21 protein-coding genes and 1 tRNA gene are annotated in these 23709 nt (G+C 37.7%); 4 read left to right on the top strand and 18 right to left on the bottom strand.

Annotated elements, in window-relative coordinates; translation table 11 throughout:
- Positions 1-161 precede the first annotated feature (161 nt).
- Together HMPREF0663_RS08480 and HMPREF0663_RS08475 are read left to right on the top strand one after the other, a co-directional pair.
- Positions 162-767 (top strand): DUF417 family protein, encoded by a 606-nt coding sequence (locus tag HMPREF0663_RS08480; RefSeq protein ID WP_004370024.1) that lies wholly within the window; start codon positions 162-164, stop codon positions 765-767.
- Positions 768-1008: 241 nt separating this feature from the next.
- Positions 1009-1081, top strand: a tRNA-Phe gene (locus HMPREF0663_RS08475).
- Between the two features lie 27 nt (positions 1082-1108).
- Here HMPREF0663_RS08475 and HMPREF0663_RS11755 read toward each other — a convergent pair.
- Entirely contained in the window at positions 1109-1348 is a 240-nt protein-coding gene (locus tag HMPREF0663_RS11755) for a hypothetical protein (protein ID WP_016665211.1), read from the bottom strand.
- 185 nt (positions 1349-1533) lie between these two features.
- Here HMPREF0663_RS11755 and HMPREF0663_RS08470 point away from each other — a divergent pair, with 185 nt between their 5' ends.
- Both HMPREF0663_RS08470 and HMPREF0663_RS08465 read left to right on the top strand, forming a co-directional pair.
- Entirely contained in the window at positions 1534-2274 is a 741-nt protein-coding gene (locus HMPREF0663_RS08470) for a hypothetical protein (protein WP_004370021.1), read from the top strand.
- Between the two features lie 78 nt (positions 2275-2352).
- On the top strand, positions 2353-3378 hold the full coding sequence (locus HMPREF0663_RS08465; protein WP_004370020.1) for a hypothetical protein: 1026 nt from the start codon (positions 2353-2355) through the stop codon (positions 3376-3378).
- A gap of 329 nt (positions 3379-3707) precedes the next feature.
- Here HMPREF0663_RS08465 and HMPREF0663_RS08460 read toward each other — a convergent pair whose 3' ends face one another.
- The 17 genes from HMPREF0663_RS08460 to HMPREF0663_RS08380 form a co-directional block, all read right to left on the bottom strand.
- Positions 3708-4799 (bottom strand): nucleotidyltransferase domain-containing protein, encoded by a 1092-nt coding sequence (locus HMPREF0663_RS08460; RefSeq protein ID WP_004370018.1) that lies wholly within the window; start codon positions 4797-4799, stop codon positions 3708-3710.
- Positions 4796-6730 (bottom strand): polysaccharide biosynthesis protein, encoded by a 1935-nt coding sequence (locus HMPREF0663_RS08455; RefSeq protein WP_004370017.1) that lies wholly within the window; start codon positions 6728-6730, stop codon positions 4796-4798. The genes HMPREF0663_RS08460 and HMPREF0663_RS08455 overlap by 4 nt, the downstream gene beginning before the upstream one ends.
- A gap of 70 nt (positions 6731-6800) precedes the next feature.
- Positions 6801-7763 carry an MraY family glycosyltransferase gene (locus HMPREF0663_RS08450; protein WP_004370016.1) on the bottom strand — a complete coding sequence of 321 codons (963 nt, stop codon included), beginning with the start codon at positions 7761-7763 and terminating at the stop codon, positions 6801-6803.
- Between the two features lie 7 nt (positions 7764-7770).
- The gene (locus HMPREF0663_RS08445) at positions 7771-8703 is read right to left on the bottom strand and encodes an NAD-dependent epimerase/dehydratase family protein (protein ID WP_004370015.1); all 933 of its coding nucleotides are present in this window, start codon (positions 8701-8703) and stop codon (positions 7771-7773) included.
- Positions 8704-8734: 31 nt separating this feature from the next.
- A complete protein-coding gene (locus HMPREF0663_RS08440) occupies positions 8735-9883 on the bottom strand; it encodes a glycosyltransferase family 4 protein (RefSeq protein WP_004370014.1) in 1149 nt (382 codons plus the stop codon).
- 192 nt (positions 9884-10075) lie between these two features.
- Positions 10076-11191: a glycosyltransferase gene (locus HMPREF0663_RS08435; RefSeq protein ID WP_004370013.1), complete on the bottom strand. Its 1116-nt coding sequence runs from the start codon at positions 11189-11191 to the stop codon at positions 10076-10078.
- Between the two features lie 205 nt (positions 11192-11396).
- The gene (locus tag HMPREF0663_RS08430) at positions 11397-12356 is read right to left on the bottom strand and encodes a glycosyltransferase family 2 protein (RefSeq protein WP_004370011.1); all 960 of its coding nucleotides are present in this window, start codon (positions 12354-12356) and stop codon (positions 11397-11399) included.
- Positions 12353-13225 (bottom strand): glycosyltransferase family 2 protein, encoded by an 873-nt coding sequence (locus HMPREF0663_RS08425; RefSeq protein ID WP_004370010.1) that lies wholly within the window; start codon positions 13223-13225, stop codon positions 12353-12355. The genes HMPREF0663_RS08430 and HMPREF0663_RS08425 overlap by 4 nt, the downstream gene beginning before the upstream one ends.
- A gap of 13 nt (positions 13226-13238) precedes the next feature.
- The gene (locus HMPREF0663_RS08420) at positions 13239-14234 is read right to left on the bottom strand and encodes an acyltransferase family protein (protein ID WP_231375148.1); all 996 of its coding nucleotides are present in this window, start codon (positions 14232-14234) and stop codon (positions 13239-13241) included.
- A gap of 56 nt (positions 14235-14290) precedes the next feature.
- Complete coding sequence (locus HMPREF0663_RS08415) at positions 14291-15451, bottom strand: EpsG family protein (protein ID WP_016665212.1); 1161 nt, start codon at positions 15449-15451, stop codon at positions 14291-14293.
- Between the two features lie 5 nt (positions 15452-15456).
- Positions 15457-16647 carry a hypothetical protein gene (locus tag HMPREF0663_RS08410; protein ID WP_231375150.1) on the bottom strand — a complete coding sequence of 397 codons (1191 nt, stop codon included), beginning with the start codon at positions 16645-16647 and terminating at the stop codon, positions 15457-15459.
- 8 nt (positions 16648-16655) lie between these two features.
- Positions 16656-17108 (bottom strand): maltose O-acetyltransferase, encoded by a 453-nt coding sequence (locus HMPREF0663_RS12205; protein WP_004370006.1) that lies wholly within the window; start codon positions 17106-17108, stop codon positions 16656-16658.
- Between the two features lie 159 nt (positions 17109-17267).
- Entirely contained in the window at positions 17268-18392 is a 1125-nt protein-coding gene (locus tag HMPREF0663_RS08400) for a glycosyltransferase (RefSeq protein ID WP_004370005.1), read from the bottom strand.
- Complete coding sequence (locus HMPREF0663_RS08395; protein ID WP_004370004.1) at positions 18352-19368, bottom strand: glycosyltransferase; 1017 nt, start codon at positions 19366-19368, stop codon at positions 18352-18354. Before HMPREF0663_RS08395 ends, HMPREF0663_RS08400 begins: the two co-directional genes overlap by 41 nt.
- Positions 19368-20477, bottom strand: coding sequence for a polysaccharide pyruvyl transferase family protein (locus HMPREF0663_RS08390; RefSeq protein WP_004370003.1), 1110 nt, complete (start codon positions 20475-20477; stop codon positions 19368-19370). The genes HMPREF0663_RS08395 and HMPREF0663_RS08390 overlap by 1 nt, the downstream gene beginning before the upstream one ends.
- On the bottom strand, positions 20450-21658 hold the full coding sequence (locus tag HMPREF0663_RS08385) for a Coenzyme F420 hydrogenase/dehydrogenase, beta subunit C-terminal domain (protein ID WP_004370002.1): 1209 nt from the start codon (positions 21656-21658) through the stop codon (positions 20450-20452). Before HMPREF0663_RS08385 ends, HMPREF0663_RS08390 begins: the two co-directional genes overlap by 28 nt.
- Positions 21642-23171 (bottom strand): lipopolysaccharide biosynthesis protein, encoded by a 1530-nt coding sequence (locus tag HMPREF0663_RS08380; protein WP_004370001.1) that lies wholly within the window; start codon positions 23169-23171, stop codon positions 21642-21644. Before HMPREF0663_RS08380 ends, HMPREF0663_RS08385 begins: the two co-directional genes overlap by 17 nt.
- Positions 23172-23709 lie beyond the last annotated feature (538 nt).

Here is a 23709-nt window from a genome sequence, read left to right as displayed (position 1 = left end):
TTTCCCCACCTCCATGCACCGTCTGTCATCGCATGTTTATGGTATATTTCGTGCTATTTTATTTTTTTAGAGAAATTTCCGTAAGCGTTTTCATAAAATAGACTATCTTTGCAGCTCAAATAATTAGAATAATTACAAATTACAAACAAACAGAACAAATCATGAACAAGAAACTTAATGCATTGACAGGAATAGTTCTCGAACTGTCTGCATCGCTTAAAAACCTCGGCATTCACCTTATCCGAGTAGCCATATTCATTATTTTTATTTGGATCGGCGGACTGAAATTCTTCAATTACGAGGCCGAGGGAATCGTACCGTTCGTTGCCAACAGTCCGTTTATGAGCTTCTTCTACGCCAAACAGGCACCCGAATATAAGGATTATAAGCTAAAAGAAGGCGAGTTCGATAAGGCTAAGCACGAGTGGCACGAGGCCAATAATACCTATACATTCTCTAAAGGTTTGGGCATTCTCATCATGACCATAGGCACACTGACGCTGCTTGGAATATTCTTCCCCAAGGTGGGTTTCGTTGGTAGCGGCCTCGTTATCATCATGACTATAGGCACTCTGTCGTTCCTAATCACCACACCTGAAGTATGGGTACCCGATATGGGAAGCGGCGAACACGGCTTCCCGTTGCTCACAGGAGCCGGAAGACTGGTTATTAAAGATACGTGTATTCTTGCCGGAGCCATAGTTGTACTTGCCGATTGTGCACAACGTATCTTGGGCAGAAAGCCGTCTTCCCTGCACATTCATTAAACCCAATAGGTGCGTACATACACTTTTAAGATACTTTTCACGATAATTGGCATCGGTATTTTACCGATGCCAATATTATTTATTATCTGTTCGTGTACATTCGTTCCTATCAGCAAACTGCGTAATACAACTGCATACCCTATCCGTTAATAAACATTAACGCAGAAAAGAATTATGAATTACAAATCTTGAAGTATAAATTAAAAGTATTATCTTTGCAACCGCAAAAGGATAAACATATGGTGCCATAGCTCAGTTGGTAGAGCAAAGGACTGAAAATCCTTGTGTCCCCGGTTCGATTCCTGGTGGTACCACTCCTCCTTTCATTAGCCCTGTTCGCATTAGCGGCAGGGTTTTTCGTTGGTAGACGGGCATACGCCACCGCGATTTCTTAGGAACAAAGAAGGCAAAACTGGGAACGAGGAGTGGCATAAATCGCTTTTAACAAATACAAACACCATACGTACATTCAATAGAACCACCATTGGCAGCCGATAGGCACGCTCACCGCCGATCACACTCTCTGCAACATTGTGTTCCATCTGTTCCGCCTGCTGAAACAATAGCCACGTTCCGCTCATTCCTCATCCCTTATTTTACCTCCCTATTCCACTCCTCCGAAGAAGACGGAGACGGTTATTTCCCTCATCGCTTTCAACATTTTTCCGTGAAACCATCCCCCTGTTTCGCCGTTTTTCATTATCTTTGCGCAAGCTCAAAAGACCGAAAGCAACCGTAATACAAGTTTTTTAAAATAAACATTTCTATGGATATAATATTTCCGATGATGGGCGGACCGCTGCTATTCCTGCTATGTGCAGGCACCGGACTCTACCTTTACATACGAAAATTACGGCGATTGCAAGACACAGCCATACAAACCGGCGACGATATGCTGCCCGCCTACGACTTCTTTATGAAAGTCTTTTCCCCGCGAAACTGCTATTTGCCCATCACATATTCACTGCTTGTCTTCATTATACTCGACACCTTATACATATTGGTGGCCGGTTGGTTAATGTATCATAGCAAACTTATCTACTTTACACAGTGGAAAAGTATCTGGCCGAACCCCGTTGAAGAGGCTTGGAAACATACTAAGATGCAGCTGGACATATCGTTTTGGATTGGTATCCTTGCCATCGCGCTTCTCCTTTTTACGCAACTGTTGCTGCCATTTGCCAAGCGCAAGCTCCGCAAGGTGCTCGACAAACTGGATAAAAAACAGCAGGAAGCAGCGAAAAAAGACTTTCTTTCGCCCCATACAGTACCCATCAAAACCGGCAGTGTGTTCGGTGATATTCTTTTCGGCGAGTCGTTTATCTTCCAAACAGGTACCAAAATAATCGTTCCTTACAAAGAAATAACGACCGCAGAATGCTCGGAATGGTGTTACAGCAGCAACAAGCAATACATCTTGCGGTTCAATTCAACCGTAATTGCTTTCGGAAAGAAGAAAAACAGAGACGAGGCTTACCGCATGCTGCGCTACCGGACAAGACTATAAAAACAACAGCCTGCAGCCCTTAACGAAGCTATTCCGACTTAATACAGGGCACGCTCCGTATCACTCAAGCAAACCGATATGAAACTTACATTCATCATTCTCTCGGCTTACATGGTATGCCTGTCGCCCATAGACATAGGGGCTAAGGCTCATAGACCTGCCAACCAACTCCGCAAGAAATACGATCGCGCGGCGTGGTATGCCCTGCATCGCGCCTACGCAGCCAAGAACTATTCGCAATTGAAAGACAGTTGGGAATGCGTATCCGGCTACGATATACTTAACAAGCACATTCTGAGGCCGTATGAAATACAAGATAAAATGCGGATAAACCTCGCTGTCGACAGCACTATGAACCTCAACGGAAAGACCATTTTCTACCGAACAGCCGAGCGAGACGCCTCGTTTTACGAAACGAAAAGTCCGTTCTATCCCTTTCTGAAAGAATATCTGGCGCTGCGAGGCATAAATATCAGCCAACGTATACCCGTATTATTGCCCGATTCGTGCACCGATACGTCGTTTCCGTTCCGCAGCTTCACCGACAATGGTGAAAACCTCTATACGGGCAACTACTTGGCTCTGTATGCTCCGGATTGCGTTTCGCTGTACCGACACATAAGGAAAAGCAAGCAAGGGCTGCCCGACAAGTCGGCCGTTTTACTATATACATCGGCCGACCTGTATCAAGATACCTACGACAGAAGACCGTCTGCCCGCTCCAAACAGTGGAACATAAAAGAGACGAAAGCCGGTTATAAACTGCTCGACGGCAATAGGGAGCCCGAAGATGTGGAGCCTTTAAGCTGGTACATTATCGGTCTGCCGAAGTATAAGCAATACCCTGTGATCGTTTGTCTGAACGTATCGGGCGATATGGACGAATGTCTGTTCTTCGTAGTGAAAGGAAATAACATCGACAGAGAGAATTATATCAGCTTTTTACCGTACAACGATTACTCCGGAGAGACCACTGAATTTGCCGTATTCTCCGATCATACCATCTATATTCGTAACCTGAATAAAGACGACAACGGCAAGATGACGGAGGAATTCGAGGTATACAGAATCAACGACGACGGCATGTTTTACGAACTGAAGTAACCACAAAATTGAAAAAACAAAGAACATGGAAGCATTTATCGGTATCGCTTACCTTGCTTATCCGTCGAAATAGAAATTAAAAAGAGGAAATACGATTGAGATAATACTACAGTCTTCTCTCATCGGCATTGTGGTGTATGCTGTAAACAAATATGCCAAAAAGAATTTATTGCATGCCCCTATGGAAACTATCGCTATCTCACTATCCGGACAGAACATTCATTTAAGCCCGACAGACTACCTATCTATCGGGCTTAGAATATCTATGTAAGCGCGTTATTTGCACCTTCTCTCTTGGTCTTTCCTTGGAAAAACAAGAAGAGAGCCGGCTATCTGTGCCGGCGATATGCCTTGTATATTTGCGCCGGAACGCCTTTCAGCAGAGATGAAGTTATCTCCTTGGGCGAGAGTTTATAGAGCATACGGTAGTGAGAAGCCTTGAGCAACAGCGTTTCTACGTAGTAACTTAAGCCCGAACGCACACGTGTTTTCTTGGCATACTGGCCGAAGTTGCCGCCCGTAAATACGATTTTCAGGATATGGGGCTCATAACTTTTGTCCTTATCGGTAATGGTTATGGGAAATTCTTCCTGCGGAAAACCCAGCTTATCAACCAATATCCAACCGACAGCAGCAAAGGCATGCGTAAACGACATGGCATGAAGATGCCTTCGGAGCGCGGCCCTGTCGATGACATTACGATGATGATGCAGCAGACAAGCTACATCGCAAAACTGCCGGAAGCCCACTCCCAGCTCCACAAGATGATGGTATAGGTGCAAGAAAGTATAGAGTACGTTCAGCGTGGGGCTTAATGTAACGACCGCAGTTCCCGTAACATTCACGGTTACAGGCTCGTCGCACGCCAGCAACTCCTCCCAATAACGCTGTATATCGCCGTTCTCGAACTTTATCATACGGAAATGCATCTCCATCAGAACGCCGTTGTGTTTGAACTCTGCATGCTGTTCAGACTCTTCGTGCCCGACTTTCACATTCCACGTATGCTCGATTACGGCCACTGCCTTGGCATAATTAGCAGCATTGCAATAGAAGTCGATATCGCCCGGTTGCCTCTCTATCGGGCTCGGATAGAGCTGTGAAAGCGTTTGACCTTTGAATATACGGTAATCGATGCCCTCGCTATCGAACATATTTACAAGGTTTATCACTTCGGCATCTGCCTTATTGTTGGCCTGTGCGATGCTCTTTTGCAACACAAATGCCTTGAGTGCATCCTCTCGGTCGAGCCTGATATCGTTTTTGATGAGCGCTCCGCACACAAGACCGCATACAGTTTGCCGCGACGCAAGGTCTATCAACGGCACGAATACATCATGAGGAATACTCTCGAAGGGCAGTTGTTCGCCCCACAGAGCATTCCTCAACAAAGCGAAAAAAACGTCGGTAACTGTTTTCATATATGCTGCTCGTCTAATGAGGCATATACGGAATTCTTGCTGGTAAACTCGGGTACGATCTCTTTCATCTTCCTCACGATGTCCATATCGTTATATGTATCGGCAATGCGGAATAGTTCTTCGATTTCTTTTTCCACATCCTTATAATCGTACTCGCGCACCTTGGCAATTCTAATCTTATCATTGAACGACGGCAGCGTGCCCTCCTTGTCGTTCAACACCTCTTCGTAAAGCTTCTCGCCCGCACGCAGTCCGGTGTACGAAATCTCCACATTCTGGGCTCCGGAGAGCTTTATCATTCTTCTGGCCAAGTCAGCTATGCGCACCGGTTTGCCCATATCGAACACGAATATCTCGCCTCCGTTACCTTTGGTTCCTGCTTCCAAAACCAATTTACAAGCCTCGGGAATGAGCATGAAGAACCGAATAATATTGGGATCGGTAACGGTTACGGGGCCTCCCATCTTAATCTGTTTCTCGAACAACGGAATTACAGAGCCGTTAGAGCCCAGCACATTGCCGAACCGAGTGGTAACGAAATGCGTGTTTCCCTGCACCGTACCCTCCTTCTCTGCCTTGTCGAGGCTCTGCACATATATCTCGCAAATGCGTTTGGAGCATCCCATTACGTTTGTAGGATTTACGGCTTTATCCGTTGAAACCATTACAAACTTCTTCACACCGTACTTCACACTAAGATCGGCTATTACCTTTGTCCCCCATATATTGTTCAGAATACTCTCACTGGGGTTATTTTCCATCATGGGAACATGCTTGTATGCCGCTGCATGAAATACATAATGGGGCTTGAATTCCGAGAATATTTTCTCCATACGTTCTTTGTTCGTAATGGATGCAACAATGGTTTCGGTCTCGATTTCACCATAGTCATGAGCCATCATCAGCCGGATATCGTGCTGCGGAGTTTCTGCCTGATCGATCAACATGAGCTTTGCAGGCCTGAACTTGCATATTTGTTTAACCATTTCAGAGCCGATACTGCCCGCTGAACCCGTTATTAAAACGCGATAACCATTAAGCAAACGGCCGACACTTTCCATGTCTACCTGTATTTCATCACGCGGAAGCAGGTCTTCGATGTTGATTTCTTTTAAGGTAGACTTCGATATACTTTCGGTATGTACATTCCATTCCTTCGCTCCATCGGTCATGTAAATGTGTACTCCGGCATTGATAAGGATATCCTGCAGCTTTTCATCATTCCTAAACTCATCGTTTCGCAGCGGTGAAACAAGCACTGCCTTGATACGTCCGCGGCCTATAACATCGGTCAGTTCATCGTCTACGGGATATACTTTCTTCCCCATCAGGTAATGGTTCTTAAAACTCGGCTCATGAGATATAAAACCTTGTACACGAAAACGCTGCGGCTTTTCGTTCTGCGCATTCTTAGCAAGACCGATACCGCCATCCTTAATACCATATATTAAGGTGCGCTCGGCCTTCTCGTTGTCGAATGCAGAGTCGTAAACCAGTTTTACTATCACGCGAAAAGCCCACATAAGGATGGTGGCAACGATATATATACTTACGATATGGCGAAAGTGCAACGGAATCAACCAGCCGTTCCAGCCCCCCCACCAAATAATGGGATAGTGCAAAATGGAAACACAGATAAAACCTACACCCATGGCATAGCCCACTCGTTGCAGGTCTACAAATGAGGAATAACGAATTACACCGTAATAAGTATGGTAGAATTTAAACCCTAAGAGGTTAAATATCGTGTACAAAAGAAGGGTTCTGGTGATGGGAAGTATATTGTCTAAGGTTGCAGCCCCGCGGAAGAAGAGCCAACACACGAATATTCCGGATACGTAACAAATCAAGCTATCGATGAATAAAATGCACCAATAAGGCAAAGACTCTCTCTTAAAATACCAATTAACAAGTCTATTTAGAAATCTCATAACATATTTCTTTATTAGATAAGGCAAAATTAAAACTTTTTTAGGAAAACACCTAACATACCTTTGAAAATTATGATATTTGCCGTCGACCGGTCTGATGAAGACGGAAATACTTCTTCATAAACAAGATATACATAACCACAAGGACCGTTACAATAAGCAGAAAAGTAGGATATCTCGGGCTAAGAATGAAACAAATGCAAGCTATTCCCTGTACAGATATATAGATTAGCGAAACTACAACATGCGGAATGCGCAATTCGTTGGCCATTATTTGATAAGCATGCTTTCTGTGCGGAAGAGATACATTTTCGTGCAACATCAGACGGTGGATAATTGTAAGACAGCCGTCTACACCATATACGGCAAGAAAAGCAAACCACGAAAGATCTTGCGTATGCAGAACTAACCGACCGATATAAAAAAGTAAGATGAATGCAACGGACACCGAACCGATATCTCCGGCGAAACACTTGGCTTTGGTCCTAAAGTTAAAGAAGCAAAACACAGCAACCGCGATAGCTGTAATAAAGATGAAACGGACATCGACAAACTGTGTAACCCGCATATCCACATAGCCTAAGGCTGCTAAAACGACCAATGCATAGCCTCCTGTGATGCCATTGATGCCATCCATGAAGTTAAAAATGTTCATAGCTCCCGTACATACGACGAGTGCAACGGCAATCATCCACCAACGGTCGGCCGTAAACATGCCCAATTGATAGAACATAAGAAGCATACCCGTGAATTGCATCAGCAGCCGGAAGCGCGGACTCAACGAACGGACATCATCCCAGAAACTGACGACCGATACAAGCGTGAGTCCGGCAATGAACCACGGATACTGCCACCCCGAATAAACAAAGTACACAAGTGCACCAAAAAAGAAGACTATACCGCCACCTCGCAGGGTTACATCTTTAGACGATCCGCGCTCCGAAGGCTTATCGATAATATTAAACCGATCGGCTATCCTGAAATAAAGTAATTCAAGCGCCAGAATGGATAACGTAATAACGATGTAAGACATAACAGATTTATTTGTTAAACGACTCGATGGTTTCTCTCAAACCGTCCTCAACGGTAATCGGCAGAGCCTCTATACCGAATACACTTTTAATCTTTGCATTCGAAACAACATAGTTCTCCGTAAGTTTCTCTATCCGTTCGGTGTTGAGAGGCAGATGAAGTACATCGCCAACCTTTGCCACTTCCTTCATCAACGAGGGGGATATATTGAAGATATGCGCCTTTCTTCCCAAGACTCTACAGATAATCGAGATCAATTCGTTGGTAGAAATAGCCTCATCGTCGGCAAGATTATAGATGCCACTCGGCGCATGTTCTTCCAACAGACGGCACACCAAATAGCACACATTGCCGACGGAAGCGAAGGAACGACGGTTTTTGAAAGCGCCTAAAGGCCACGGAAAACCTTTACACACTACCTTGTAAAGCAGATTAAGATTGCCCTTATTGCCCGGTCCATGTATCATGCAAGGGCGCAAGATAAACACATCTTTACCTTCGGCCGGATGGTTGAGGATATACGTTTCGGCCTCTATTTTGCTCTCGCCGTAGGGGCCAACGGGCTTGGGCACGACATCTTCCGTAAGTACAGTGCCGTTTACGAAGTCGGCAGCTGCCTTTACAGAACTGAAAAAAATAAACTTTCGGGCCTCAGAATGACGAAAATAATCGTACACTTTAACGGTCAGATCGCGGTTTACGGCAAAATATACTTCTGCTCCGGTTTGCTTCTTCGTGTCATGGGCCTTGCCTGCAAGATGGACGATTGCATCGACTTCGGGAAGCACGCCGCGATCTAAATCCTCCCAAGTGTACATTCTTTCTACACCGGCCACATTCTCTACGGCTCTTCCAAGCCCATACACTGTGTGATCGGCAAATAATGCAGGCACTAAATTCCGCCCGACAAATCCGTGTACACCAGTTATCAATATTTTCATAATTGCTATTATTTTTATCTAAGAAAATACCCTAATCTTCGTATAACCGTTCTATTTCACTCCATACTTTCAGGTTATCGAAGCAATCTACCACCCATGCACGCCCCTTGCTTCCCGAGACTCCGGTCCTTCCGTCGCGTATTTTCAAGATGTCGACAGCCAGTTCGCGAGCATCATGTTGTACAAATAAACCCGTTACCCCTTCTTGTATCGAGTCGCAACAGCCCGTTGCTTTGGTCGTAATCACAGGAATTTCCATCGATTGAGCCTCGAGTACACCCGTTGGAAAGCCCTCTCTGTAGCTCGCAAGCACGTAAACGTTCATCATAGAATAAAAGTATTCCATGTCTGCATTTTGGAAATCGGTCCACACAATCTGCGGATCATTCCTGATATCCTGTTGTACATCTTCAGGCAGAGCATCTCTTATCTCGAACATTCCTACCAACAGAAGTTTGAAACGAGGATCGTATTCTTTCAAAATCTGGAAGGCCTTTACCAACTCGATTATACCTTTATCCCGCACAAGTCGACCTGTGTAACCTATCACCCAGTCGCTTTCTGCTACTCCCCACCGCATTTTCAACGCCGACAACTTATCGGTATCTATCTTTGCAGGGTTGAATTTTCCTTGCGTATCAATGCCCGAACAAGTGCCTTTGCCCAGAATAATTTGCTTGTGTGCAGGCGCCAGTCGGTCTTCTATACTGTGTTGCAATACCGAGGGGCTCACGCAAACAATCTTTGTTGCCAAGCGCGAGGCTACTCTGTCTACCGTCATCAAGACAAAGCGCTTCAGGCCAGTAGACGTTTGATATACCAATCCGTGACGAAAATATATGCGCTTGGGCACACGCATCAGCCACCCGGCAATCATAGACAGCAATCCACCCTTGGGAGTGTGGCCTACTACAATACCTATATTCTGCTCCTTAATGTATTGGCAGATACGTCTGATGGACTTAATATCCTGTATCGGATCGATCGATCGCAGCACCGGTATCTCCCGATAGTCGAAATGCTGTTCCTTGGCATAGTCTTTCAGATAGGGACTTTCGGAGCATACCACATGCAGGTTATAGCCCTTTTCGCGGAAATACCTGAATTGTCCGCCTATAAAATAGGGTATCACAAAATAGATATTTACCACGTGTAATATATTTTTCTTATTATAATTCATCCTCAACGATTTATTTTTCTCCGACAAACATACCTCTCAAGGCCGTTACACATACCTTTTACAAGCGATATGCAGTATCTCTTCTTTACATACATATATCATGTACTCACACTACTGCGAATGCCTATATCAAGAATCCGGACAGCATACCATTCGCAACTGTGCGAATTATGTCCGACAGCTGCAGCATATTTAGGAGCGAGAACCTGCGACAAGGCTTTCGTACACGGCTTCGTATCCTTGCACCATCTTATGTATATCGAACTGCATGGCACGCTGGTAACAGGCTGCAGCCACCGTATCGTAATATTCCTTATCGTCCGTAAGACGACTGATGATATCGGCAAGCTGGACACTATTGCTTTCCTGAAAGAGGATGCCGGCACCTGAGGTAACTTCACGCAGGCCATCAACATCGCTTGCAATGAACGGCTTACCTGCCGACATACCCTCGATATTAGACAATGAAAGGCCCTCCCAATGCGACGACATAAGGATGATGTCGGCTGATTTCAGCACATTAGGAACGTCGGTTCTTAGTCCGAGAAATCTTACTCTATCCTCCAACTTCAACTCTTCTACCAAGGTTTTGACAGTATCCATTCTAACACCGACACCTGCTAACCATACTTCGTAGCGCTCTCTGTCGAGTCTGTTCAACGCATTCACAACGGTATCTTGGTCTTTAGCCACACGGAAACCGGCCACCATCAATACTGCTACCCGGCTTCCTTTCATCTGTAAGAGTTCATTGTCGGGCTGCGCATCATGAATAGCCTTCACATCTACCCCATTATTAATGGTCGAAATGCGATTGTAGTTTTTAGACTTACGATTGAGCCACCGGCCTCCCATGTATTCTCGCAGCTTCTGTTCGGCAATCTTGCTGATACAAATTACATGGTCGTATCTTCCGTACATCCAACTTTCTATAGGTGCATACCACTTCCAACTGCGCTTGCGGTTGGAAGTGGTATGCTCGGTGGAGCATAGCTTCACCGAACATAACACACTCGCAATTGCCACGAATAATTGAGGTGAAGAATTATGTGTGTGCACGATATCATAATGCCTCATTATCTTAACCAGCTTAAATATGTATAGCGGATTATAATATCCGTGGCCGAGTTTGTATATTCTGATAGTGGGAGCTTCCGTACGCAACTTCTGCATCAACGGTGTTTCTTCCCCGTTAAAGACAGCTAAATCAACGGTATACCCGTCAGCTGCCAAGCGTGGTATCATATCCGCTACAAGTTTTTCGGCCCCTCCCATCAAGAGAGACGTAATAACATACAGTATCTTCATAATGTTCTATTCCAAAATATCATTCTTGCCGATAGATATACAGGACCCGTCTTTCACTTCAAAAATCTTGGAGGGTAGAGTATATTTAACAATCACTGTATTGGCAAATCCTCCTAAATATAAAAAAATATAATTCACTCCAAGCATTCCGAGCCCTCGTTCTTTGTAATAAGAGTGTATCAATTATCTTCATAGAAAAACAGTATCATTCAGATTTTACCAAAAAGCCTAATCTATATTTCAGTATCGGCAATACAATTGTAGAATATGCCATTAACTTTATCAACAATGGAGATGTGGAATTAACCAGTATTCTTTCTTTCAAATTCATTTTGTAATCATACAATTTAACATCGTGGAAAATCTTGTCGAAAAAGTGATGATGCTTATTTGCTACAGCATACGGATCATTAAGAGCAACACCTATCAATCCATTTATACGATTACTAATGATCTCTTTCATATATAGAGTACGTAATTTCTCAGGAATAGATATGATACGACATTCATCAAACATATCTTCGTAATCTAAAGTCTTTTTAATTTTATGCGAAGCACTTGACCTATGACGTAGAAAATTATACACCTTTTCATTGACAAAATGAGGAGGACGTTCTATAGCAAACAAAATTCTAATACTCATGATCATATCCTCTGCCCCATCTACTTCTCTTGGAAAATCAAAAATGAAATTTGTAAACAATTCTTTACGATAAAGCTTTCCCCATGGGTGTGAAGGAATAACTTGGGAATTAATAACCCCTTTACGGCACTCTTCCAATGAAAGATTTTTCTTGACATAAAGCTTGGTAAACGAACCAATAACTAAGTCTGTACCCTCTGTCTGCGCATACATATTGACCAAAGAATCTGCCGGTAACATATCGTCATCATCCACAAAAGTAATCCATTCTGCATTTGCTTCTACCACCCCTGTCTGACGAGCTTTATTAATACCTTTATTAGTCTGATGAATAGTAACCACATTCTCATATTTATCAGAATATTCATCACAAATCTGCCCTGATTTATCCGGGCTACCATCATCAATCAATATAATTTCAAAGTCTTTAAAAGTTTGCGCCAAAATACTATCTACACATTTTCTCAAATATTTTTCCGCTCCATAAACTGGTATAATAACAGAAATCTTATAATTTGTCATCGTTTATTATATCTTAAATCATTTATATGCATCAATCCGCCTATAAATACCGTCCAAAACCAGACAAAAGGAATTGTAGGTAATTTATGAGTATCATTACTACATAAACGGAAACGCCAATAATTGATGGCCGCTCGCATCTTATCTTTATAAGGAATATTCAAAGCATTCATTTCTGCATAACACATCGTAGATGCCATAGGACTTTTCATCCGTATCTGTGTTATCTTGGAGGTAAGCCCTTTGGTTTGATACTCTGCCATATAAATAATTTTATTAAAATATCTCAATCGATATTTTTGTGCAATTCTATTCCACACCAAAACTTCGGGACAGAACTTCTCACTTTCAATCTCTGGAAAAGGGAATTCCCTCATAACAGATGTTCTAAACACTTCAGCCATATCTCCTTTTACATGGTATTTATACCGTATATCTATAGAATTACAATCAACGAAATCTGCCGGTAATCCTGTACCGATCATACGTCCATCAAGATATCCATCAACGCCTGAAACCCCTCCAAACGAGAAATCATCTCGTATAGGCCTATAGGTTTCGGCTATAAATTCTAGTGAGTTGACCGGTAAAACATCATCACTATCTACGATAAAAAATAATTCACCTTTTGCTGTACTGACACCTTTATTAACAGCTCGATGTTTTCCGCCATTACCTTGCCTTATGAAAATAACATTTAAAACTCCCTCATTAATAAAATCTTTTACAATATCTTGTGTATAATCCGTAGAACCATCATCAACAATAATCCATTCGAATTCTTTATAAGATTGTCTTTTCAAACTTTTATATAATCTTCGCAATAATACAGCTCTATTATAAGTAGGGGTGAAAACAGTTATTAACATCTTCTTTGAGTCTTTAAATCCGGCATACTATATTCCATATTATTATTCTTATTTTATCAATTAATATTGAAATAAAAAATACAAAAATAATAGTCATGGAAACATACAAAATAAACATAAGACCATTCTCATTATCGAATAAATATTTGATCCAACAACCGTAATATGCCCTCAAAATAAATTCGTTTGCATGAATTAAATATACAGCAAAGCAAGAAATCGCAATCCAATTAATAACATCACTCTTTATCTTTATTTTTGAAAACGCATAAACTAATGTCATTGATTCAAATATAACCAAAGGGTTTGTATAAGTAAATATCCTTCCAACTACAGGTATATCCATTAATGTAATACCATAAGATATTACCGTCAAAAATAAAACTATAGAAAAGAAAATAATAAAATACTGATAAGCGTTCAACATTGCATATCGATGAGGATATAATCTCATATATCTAGCTAATAAATACAATCCCATAAAAGATATTGCAGAGTACCCCCCTCCCAATTCATTTGCACCATTTATACTAAGCCATCCATAAATAGTTTGGAAAATAAAAAATGGAAACAGAAATAATAAAAATTGCTTTGAACTATTACAACACTCGACAAAAACATTTAATATCGGAGAAAACAAATATAAAAGAATATAAGATTTTACAAACCAATAATCTCCACTATTCAACATTAATACTTTTGAAACACTCTTTAAATTCAAATAATTGTTAGGTTCAATTAAAACCAAAACAATATAAATTAAAAGAGAAAAAAAGAATACTTGAAATAAAAATTCACAGAAACGATTTATTGTTGGCTTTATACCATACCATCCAGACAATAATATGAAAACATCTACACAGACTACAGATAAAGCTTGAACGAAAAAACGAAAAAATACAGAAACTGGACACGCTACAATCTCCGTATATTGAGGAACACCTAAAGATAAAAAATCCGTATGTGCCACTATTACTAACAACATAGCAACACAACGCAGTAATTCCATATTAGAATCTCTTACTTTAAAATTTTCTCGAACCATATAGGAATTTACCATTAACTTTATTTTCTATAGAATTTATCATTATCATAATTATTATCGTATTCCCAAGTATCGTGTACCCAATCTCCATCCCGCACACCATTTGTAAAAAATGTCTTATATGGATATAAAGTTCCAAGAGGTCCCCATGAATACAATAAAATTCTGATAAATAGCAATGTACTAAATGCTGTCAACGCTAAAGCACTTTTTGTCATTTTTTTTCTACTTGTAGAGATATAAGATAAAGTAGCTATAAGACCTATCAAATAGTACCACCCTAGCCGTCCCCCATTCAATGACTTAAAAAAGATCATCAAAATAGCACAATACATTAATGCCATATTCAATAGTACAATATTCTTGGAATTTCGTGGAATTAACTTATAATTACTCAATATGATATAGAGAAAGAATAAAGACTCAATAATATACTCTATTTTAAATCCGATATCTTCATATGCATATGCAGATGCTCTCTTCTGCATTTCAGACACAGAACCGTATAAATCAAATAGCGTTGACGGTATTCCTGAAGCACCTACTATAAGACACCCTCCCATTATTATCATAATTGATTTAGGAGTAAACTTTCGAATAGGAACGAAATATATTGGAACAAGAATTATCGCAGAATTATGCAATAATACCGCAGCTAACATAATTGTCAAAAATTTCCATAATTTACGTTCATACACATATTTTATTGACAACCAAGCGACACCAACTCCAAGTAACTGCCGTAAATATGTAAATGTAAAGAAAAATATTAACCCCATAAAGAGTAACAAAGCAAAAAAATAATTATTTGTATATCGTTCTAATGCAATAAATAGTAGGGTATAAATAATAGCCGTCAAAATAAAGATAAATAAATATCGATTGCCCGTTATAAAAGAAATTAATACATTAAGCCAATCAAAACCTATCTCAGTAGGATATTGTCGAAAAATATAACTTGATAAGTAATTTCCTTCACCGGATAATGTAACATCTGCCACCTCATCAAACAGTTCGCCATAAATATATCGATCATATCCACCAAGCATATCTGCTCCCCCTACAAATATACATAAGAATACCATCCAACAAACAAGATATCCCTTAGACCTATCATTACTATTATGACACCTAAAATAGCCAACGATTATAAAAGTGAATATTAATAGATATAAATACATACAAATTAATTAAATAAATCGAAAAAAGAATTTGAAATTATTTCTCGATCATGTTTTTTTAAAACTGCAATCCGCCCACGCTCTGCGATTTGTTCATATTTCTTCCGTTTCAAAGGAATATCAATTAATACATTTAACAATTCTATCTCTGAATCATATTGTACACAAGATTCCCCCGATTTTACAGCTATATTTTCCAAAGCCCTTAATGTACCTATAACCATCAGACCGTTCGCAAAAGCATCAAGTACTTTTCCTTTTGTCCCTGTACCAAGTCCTATTGGTGTTAACTGAATATCATGTTTAATAAGTTCTTCCAAATAATTATCAACATATTCTTTATAAACGATTTCATAACCACACAGCAACATTTTCTTAACAAGAACATTCCATCCTTTTCCCAAAAAAGTTATCTTATAACTGGAAATTAGTTTTTTGTTATTAATAAAAACATTAAGCATTTCATCACATTTGTCCTGCATATAGAAATCATATCTTCCGGCAATTAAGATATTTATCTTAGGTATAGAAAAATGTATTTTTTTTTCAAGGGAAAAGTCATAATGCGGATGATTAATAAAAACTGATTTGATATGTGGATTCATTTGGGACATAAATATTCGATCTTCTTTTCCAACCAAATGGTATATAATATTTTCCCCAAAAGGAAATGAAGCCTCCATTCGAGAATATTTCCTATACATTAATGAATATTTAATTAACGATTTTATTTTCATCACGACACTCCGTTTAGCCAATACTCTATAATAATACATAGCCTCACTATCAGGAGTTGTTATCACACATATAGAATCATTGAATAAACAAGCAATCTTCGTTAATTCTTCCCCATAAATCCAAATTCCATCAGGACAAACTTGATCAATTTCCAATTTAATTGATTTAGGTAATGTAATATAAGACATAAAAGGATATTTGAGGAACACTCTCAAAAATAATAAATGGAATTTAAACATCCAATTATACCAATTAGGTAGTGGAATTATACGAATCCTGACTCCAAGAACACGTTCTGTTTCTGATATGATTGTTTCTGATGCATGATTTATATTAAATGAATATATCAGAACATCAATACCCGCTCTTCTAAATTTAATAAGATGATAAGGTAATGCAGATGCTGCACCATAATTAGTTGCCGTTGGCATAGAGAAAGAGATTAATACGATTTTCACAATATTAATTATTCTTTATTTTCCCAACGCCTCCAAATAAAACGCCCCGGAGTTTTCATAGAAATAACTCTTGCGGGGTTACCAGCTACAGTACTGTCGTCAGGAACATCTTTAACAACAATAGCACCGGCACCAATCGTAGCATTATTGCCAATATGAATATTCTCTACAATACAAACAGATGGACCAATATACACATTATCGCCTATTTTTGCAGTATTCAATAATGGTGAGAATATATACAATAATAAATAGGCCCATACAAACCAATAGGTGCTGGAAATGCCAAATGTACAATGCCATAAATCCTTAAGATTTATTGATGCCTTGCCAAATAAAAACAAAATAAAATAAGTAATAGACGCAAGGAATACTGTTTGAAAATGGAATTTCACTATCCCTCCACAATTAAACTTTATCCCAAACCAGCCAGAGATTAGTACGAAAACATTAAAACACAAATAATTGTTGCCCCTTCAATAAAAACATGGATAACATTATCCACGTACGAATGCACATGATTGGTAAGAGCATAACCTATATAAAGTATCATAACTAAAAGCATAGAAATTATTCTTAATAATTCTATGTAGGATTGTCTATCTCTTAAATTCGACATCTTAAGAATTTAGTATTTTAAACAAAGCAGCAAATTGTTTTTGTGGTGAATAGGCCTCCTCAAAAATTACGGCAATGCGCTCTAATTCTTCCATAGGAGGAGGAATTTCTAAAACTTTATTCATCACATCTGCAAGTCTTTTATCATTCATTACTGGTTCGTAATAGCTTAATAAACCTTTCGTTGTATCAGGCAAGGCTTCACATGTAGAGCAAATAACAGGACATCTACATATTGCCGCTTCTATAGGAGTATATCCAAATCCCTCCCTAATAGAGGGTGATACAAAAAGCGCTGCATGTTCATATAAATAATGTAGCCCTTCATCTGATATATTTTGTAGATGTATAATTTTGTTATTCAAATGATGTTTATTAACATATTCAAGTACTTCACTCTTCCAATATTCTGTTTCATTTCCAACAATAATTAACTTATGTTCGATTTCATTCTTAAGTCGTTCAAAAGCTTTCGTCAATGTCATAATATTCTTATAAGGTAAAAGTGTATTCACATATAAGATATACCTATTAGGCAATTCCACACCAATTGGCATTATTGCTTTCGAAGACAATACAATGCTATTATATACAACTTTTACTTTATGTTCATTTACAGACTTAAAAAATCTCAATATATCATCTTTCGTATATTCAGATACTGCAATAACAATATTAGAATAATGTATCAATAACCAATAATAAAACCTAAATAAACTCAAAGATAATTGACCTCGAATACCAGCTTTCCCTTTTAGTGTTTTTAAATCGTGTATCACAACAACTTTCTTAATTTTAGTTTTCACACACGAAAACATAACTAAATCATTAGGTATAAAAAGGCAATCACATCCTGAACTATTAACTACACCTCTATATATTTTACAGCGCTGTAAGAACTGAATAAAACGATTTTTTAACAAACTTTCTTTATAAGGATTGTAGGCGATACATTCTATTCCAGGATAGCGTTCTTTTATATACGCTTCACATTCTTTTAATACCAATAGCTTGAAACAGTCTTGTACACTAATTTCTATCGCATCTAAGAACCTAAATATATAAATAGTAAGACTCTTATATAGCCTATCTTTTTGTATATATGTTAAATCTACAAGTATTTTCATAAACCATTTTTCTCAAAAGCCATTCTCTATTCAAAAAAGGAATACACAATGTTGTTTTCCAAGAATTAGTACGTCCAATTATTGGATAAAGTTCAAGTTCTTTTGCTAAATATAAACTTTTGATGATAAAGGAACTTGGTAAGTCGTTTACTTTCCTTAAATAAGAAAGAAATATACCCACTACAATAGAATTAGATTGATATAAAAAATATTTTTTCAATGGCTTAGATAATCCTCTAATTTTCGTAAATTCCTTGATATTATGGGCTATTTGTAAATCACTGGCAACAGATTTCATCTTTCTCTCCAAACTATCTGAATGGTCTGTAGACTCATCGTTCCAACAATAGAAATATGAAATAATATCAGTAAACATAACTCTATTTGCTAAAGCATAAACTCTATAACTAAATTCAACATCTTCATGTACTATACCTTGATAAAAAGAAAGTCTTTCAGATTTTATAAATTCTCGCAAATACAATTTTGCACATGCTGTGCTTGGATTTGCATTATGCAAAAGTACATATTCACCTGAAAGAACATATTTATTACTAAATTTATTAAAATCAGAACATATAACAGTAGTTTTGTCATATTTCTGCACACACACTCTGGATACACATAAATCCAAATTATTCCTATCTGCTAAGCATATAATATCCTTTATAGTATTTTCAAATAAATAATCATCAGAGTCAACAAACATTACATATTTTCCTTTGGCTTTCTCTAATCCAACATTTCGTGCTGCAGCTTGTCCGGAATTTCTTTGAGTACAAACAAAAATATTTTCATGTTCTGAAACTATTGCCAGTGCAATATCATAACTTTTATCTTGCGAGCCGTCATCTATAATAATAACCTCAAATTCATTATCATTTAATCCTTGCTTAAATACGGAATCAATACAACGCCGTAAATAATCTTCAGCATTGTATACAGGAATTATGATAGATAATAATAATTGTCGCATTAATTCTCTATGGCATTAATAAAATATTCTTCAGAAAGACTCCTTAATTGACTTAATCTTTCCATAAATTTCTCTCTATTAATCACACAATCATTAATATTGTATAAATCTATAAAATCGGATTTGAGATGATCGGATAAACTAAATTGTTCTAGTAGATTTACAATACGCGTTGCCCTTTCCCAATTAACTATACAAGTTTTAAAATTACCATTCAATAACATAGCAAATACAGTTCCATGGAAAGAATCTGTTAAGATATGTGCTGCTCTCTTAATAAGTCCCAACCATTCACAAGGGCCCACTTCACTCAGGAATTTGGCATTTACACCTTTAATTTTACTTGATCCACCAATTACTAAAGATAGATTATTATGTTTAGCTATCGCTTGGGCATATTTTAAAAGACATTTATTTGCATTTAGAAAATAACAAAACATATATCGTCCTTTAAGAACCTCCTTGGCAATAGATAGATAATGCTCTATTGGCAATAACATTGTTGGATCTAAAACTACTTCGACATCAGTTCTTGAAGTAAGTTTCTGGATAATATATTTTGCACTTTTCTCTCGTACTGAGATATGCGCATATCTTAATAAAGCTTCTTGATACAATGAAGTATATTCTCTCGGTAAAGCCTCGGTCCCTATACTTGAACCATAAGAAATGCACTTTGCGCCTCCTTTTACAAATGTTAACAAATAGGGCTTAGGTTCTCTTACAAGTTGGGGATTCCATGATTGATCACTACCTGTACAATAAATTTCGTATTGAGGTGGATCACTATATAAATCATCTACTGATCTATATTTTTTCGAGTATTTAATTCTATTATTAAAACATCTAAAGCGTATTATTTTCAAAGGGTGTAACAAGTGATAGACAACAAGTCCTTTTAATACACTCAAATAGTAACGACGGGTAAAAATGGGGTACTTTTTACCTATTTTTAGAGATAATCTGTATTCTGTACATAAATCAATTAGCTCAACATTGTAATCATGAAATTTCAGAAATTGATAAGTAGCATAAGCTTGTAATGCTGCTCCATAAGAAAAGATTGACTTTTGAAATGTTATTATCCCGATATATTTTTTACTGCCCATAACATTTTAGTTATTTGTTTACATACATTTTTATGATTACAATGCTGAAAAATAGAATCTACAATTCTCAAAGGAAAATAAAAACATCCGTCAATCTTAATATTAGCGATATATTTAGACAAGAAATAATTTGATGCATATTTTACAAGATATGGATATATCCACCTCAAAGGATGATATTTATAATAATTTGTTGGTAAAAAATAATCTTTATTTTTTAAAATACTTTCTGCCCACGTAGCTTTATCTATATATAATCCCTCATTACATAGCATTTGATTTCCTTTTTCACTATGCAAAATACAAAGAGATAATCCCTTAGGCAACTCGGCAAAATATTTTTTATTCCCCCAAAAATCTCCAATTGTAATATCAGAGCAGCGGTTTAAACCAGTCTTAAATTTACATTCATAACATGCCCAACGAAGTGTTTTATTATTATTGAATGCTTCAAAAAAATAATTTATATCAGATCTTATTTTCGAACCATCGTCACAAGTACACGTCATTGCATATCCTGGCTTCCACATTTTATCTCTAAAAGAATCAATACAAACGATTTTCTTTTCTTGCATACGACAATAGATATTTAAATCATACCGTGAGGGTACTCCATGGCAAATTAAATCTATTGTATAAAGATTAGCCCAAAGTTTTTTAGGAATAACGTTGTAAATAGCAGCAACTTGACATCCCGTTCCAGAAAAAAGAACTTTCTTTTTTTTATCCAAAAGTTTCCTTACATCCTTATAAATGCCAACTGTTTCACTCTGGAGATACTTAGAACCTTGAATAAGAGGAAGTTCATCCACAGAATGAATAATAATATGTTTCACATTCAAACCTTCAATAGTAGCTCCTGCTACATATCCTCCTGACGATAGAAATTCTTTTGCTATCTGTCCGAATACCCCTCCAGAACTTGATTTTAATCTAAGTTTAATATCTTTCGACCAAACAGCATAAGGTTGTGATCTCTCAGAGAGTCCTTTTCTCATATTTAATACAGGACAAACTCTTTCGCAACTCAAACATTGAACGCACTTATTTTTATCTATATGTGGATGGAAATGTCCATCTCCCATTAGAGGGAATGAGATACACTCTGTTGGACAAACATCACCACAAGCTAAACAGCCTGCACATTTGTGAGTATTAGGTAATTTAGGAACGCATCGCATATTTTCTCAAAACATTTACAAGAATAGTTCGCTCTCCCTTATCAATTCCTAAAATAAAAATTATAATTCCTGTAAAAATTACTGAAGTTAAAAATACACTACATAACCTTACTACTCCATCATTAAGGTATAATATAGGTAATATTGGGATGAGAGGAGAAAACAACGTAATAGGAATTACCCTACCAAGCACTTTTACATTAAATGTAGAAATACTGAGTCCAACTAACTTTTGAACAAAATATGCTCTCGCATACAATGCACAAACTGAAATAAACAAAGCTACAATGAAAACTGTAACAGGATTTACGGTAAAAAAAAGGCAAACATAAGATAGAGGTAAAGTCATAGCATTAACAAATGCTACCACAATTTGATAATTCCGAATATTAGAGGAAGCCAATGCTGCAGTCATCAATGGATTAGATAAGCTATCTATTAAACAACCAATAATTGTCAATCGTGTAAAAATAATTAAATAATCAGGAGTTTGTCCCAACCACAATTTAATAATAAATGGTAATTCTATAAATATCGGCATTGATACAATTAATGCCAAATAATATGCATATCTTGCACTATTCAATATCAATTTATGCATATCTTGTAAGCGATCCTCTGCATAATATTTTATAACCTGTGGTTTAATTGCTATATAAAAATTCGCAAAAAACTGTGTAATCGCTCCAGAAACCTGCATTGCAATTGCTCTTGAAGTATTAACAATTGGCCCAAAAAACACATTTAGTAAAATATTAACACCTTGATTCGAAAGTAATCCCGCGGATGTACCAAATAAATTCCACCCTGAATATGCTGTCAAATCCTTATATATTTTTTTTTCATAGAATACTTTAAAACGGCATTCTTTAAAACTAATTATTCCATAAAATACATATGTGAATGTTATACAAATATAAGAAAACAGTGTTAGCACTCCATATATTATCAAATGGTCATACGACACATATAGAATAATAAATGCCAACCCTAATTTCAACATCACTTCCAATATACTAATCCAAGCAAATGCTCCCATCCTCTCATGTGCAATTATAGCTGCATTAAATGGATTTTGTAATAAAGCAAACACACAAATAAATATAGAACATTGATATACCGCATTTGCTGCTGCCATTCTCTCAGATGGTATAGTTAATTGTGTATTAACGAGCCATAACCCTATCGTTTCTGACAATATGATAACAACCACAGCCAATAATAAATATATATTCAGACACGCAGCAAAGTCTTTTTTCAATTGTTCATCGTTCCCTTGTCCCAAATCGAACGATATATATCGCTGAGTCGCTGCTCCCATAGAGCTATTTAAAACTGTAAGTAAAGATACAACACCCCCAACTACATTATAGATTCCATAATCAACCACACCAAGAGCCTGTAGAACTATACGTGCAGTATATAAAGTAACCAAGGTAACAAATACCATTCTAATATACAAGAATGCAGTATTCTTTGCTATCCGCTTATTATTTGAAATCGTTTCCGCCATTAAAATTTAGAAGGTAGCTTTATTATTTTGTATAGCTTTATTATAACTTTATCCATTTCCCATCACATACTTTCATAAGACAGAAAAAGCTATACAAAAAAATAAGCATAAAGAGTTTTCATTATCTTAAATAATTCCGCATTCAAAAAGAGCAATGGCAACACTACGTATAGTATTATCCAAATTAGAATAATAAGCAAATTAACTTCCACAATTCCCCACGCTTTCCCCTCCTCGCCTTGATTTACGAGTTATCTACATAATGGGTATGACGCAACGACTGCTGTAGTTAAGATGCCGCATATGAGACGATCAAGAGCTTTATATGGTGCATTCTTCGGGCGCAACTGCTAAGAGTTCAAACTGTTGCCTTTTAGATTTTTTCCTTTATATCCCCTCTCTAACCGGTCTCGCAGAATTGTAAATACGAGTCACATTACAAGTGCAAAGTTACGAAAAAAATGTAATACTTGCCATCATTAAATGCTTTTTTCTTTATTTCTACACGTAATATTTGTCTTATCCATAAAATACCACA

Origin of the sequence: Hoylesella oralis ATCC 33269 (assembly GCF_000185145.2) — a bacterium.
Lineage (GTDB): Bacteria > Bacteroidota > Bacteroidia > Bacteroidales > Bacteroidaceae > Prevotella > Prevotella phocaeensis.
Note: the sequence above shows the minus strand (reverse complement) of the source record. Positions and strands in the feature narration are given on the sequence as shown.

Excerpts from the sequence above, each read along its gene's own strand:
- HMPREF0663_RS08380 (WP_004370001.1), bottom strand. The coding sequence starts at position 23,171 with ATGGCGGAAACGATTTCAAATAATAAGCGGATAGCAAAGAATACTGCA.
- HMPREF0663_RS08465 (WP_004370020.1), top strand. The coding sequence starts at position 2,353 with ATGAAACTTACATTCATCATTCTCTCGGCTTACATGGTATGCCTGTCG.
- HMPREF0663_RS08385 (WP_004370002.1), bottom strand. The coding sequence starts at position 21,658 with ATGCGATGCGTTCCTAAATTACCTAATACTCACAAATGTGCAGGCTGT.
- HMPREF0663_RS08460 (WP_004370018.1), bottom strand. The coding sequence starts at position 4,799 with ATGAAAACAGTTACCGACGTTTTTTTCGCTTTGTTGAGGAATGCTCTG.
- HMPREF0663_RS08415 (WP_016665212.1), bottom strand. The coding sequence starts at position 15,451 with ATGTATTTATATCTATTAATATTCACTTTTATAATCGTTGGCTATTTT.
- HMPREF0663_RS08425 (WP_004370010.1), bottom strand. The coding sequence starts at position 13,225 with ATGTTAATAACTGTTTTCACCCCTACTTATAATAGAGCTGTATTATTG.
- HMPREF0663_RS08480 (WP_004370024.1), top strand. The coding sequence starts at position 162 with ATGAACAAGAAACTTAATGCATTGACAGGAATAGTTCTCGAACTGTCT.
- HMPREF0663_RS08470 (WP_004370021.1), top strand. The coding sequence starts at position 1,534 with ATGGATATAATATTTCCGATGATGGGCGGACCGCTGCTATTCCTGCTA.
- HMPREF0663_RS08400 (WP_004370005.1), bottom strand. The coding sequence starts at position 18,392 with ATGAAAATACTTGTAGATTTAACATATATACAAAAAGATAGGCTATAT.
- HMPREF0663_RS08390 (WP_004370003.1), bottom strand. The coding sequence starts at position 20,477 with ATGGGCAGTAAAAAATATATCGGGATAATAACATTTCAAAAGTCAATC.
- HMPREF0663_RS08430 (WP_004370011.1), bottom strand. The coding sequence starts at position 12,356 with ATGACAAATTATAAGATTTCTGTTATTATACCAGTTTATGGAGCGGAA.
- HMPREF0663_RS11755 (WP_016665211.1), bottom strand. The coding sequence starts at position 1,348 with ATGAGCGGAACGTGGCTATTGTTTCAGCAGGCGGAACAGATGGAACAC.
- HMPREF0663_RS08445 (WP_004370015.1), bottom strand. The coding sequence starts at position 8,703 with ATGAAAATATTGATAACTGGTGTACACGGATTTGTCGGGCGGAATTTA.
- HMPREF0663_RS08455 (WP_004370017.1), bottom strand. The coding sequence starts at position 6,730 with ATGAGATTTCTAAATAGACTTGTTAATTGGTATTTTAAGAGAGAGTCT.
- HMPREF0663_RS08450 (WP_004370016.1), bottom strand. The coding sequence starts at position 7,763 with ATGTCTTACATCGTTATTACGTTATCCATTCTGGCGCTTGAATTACTT.
- HMPREF0663_RS08440 (WP_004370014.1), bottom strand. The coding sequence starts at position 9,883 with ATGAATTATAATAAGAAAAATATATTACACGTGGTAAATATCTATTTT.
- HMPREF0663_RS08435 (WP_004370013.1), bottom strand. The coding sequence starts at position 11,191 with ATGAAGATACTGTATGTTATTACGTCTCTCTTGATGGGAGGGGCCGAA.
- HMPREF0663_RS08420 (WP_231375148.1), bottom strand. The coding sequence starts at position 14,234 with ATGGAATTACTGCGTTGTGTTGCTATGTTGTTAGTAATAGTGGCACAT.
- HMPREF0663_RS08395 (WP_004370004.1), bottom strand. The coding sequence starts at position 19,368 with ATGCGACAATTATTATTATCTATCATAATTCCTGTATACAATGCTGAA.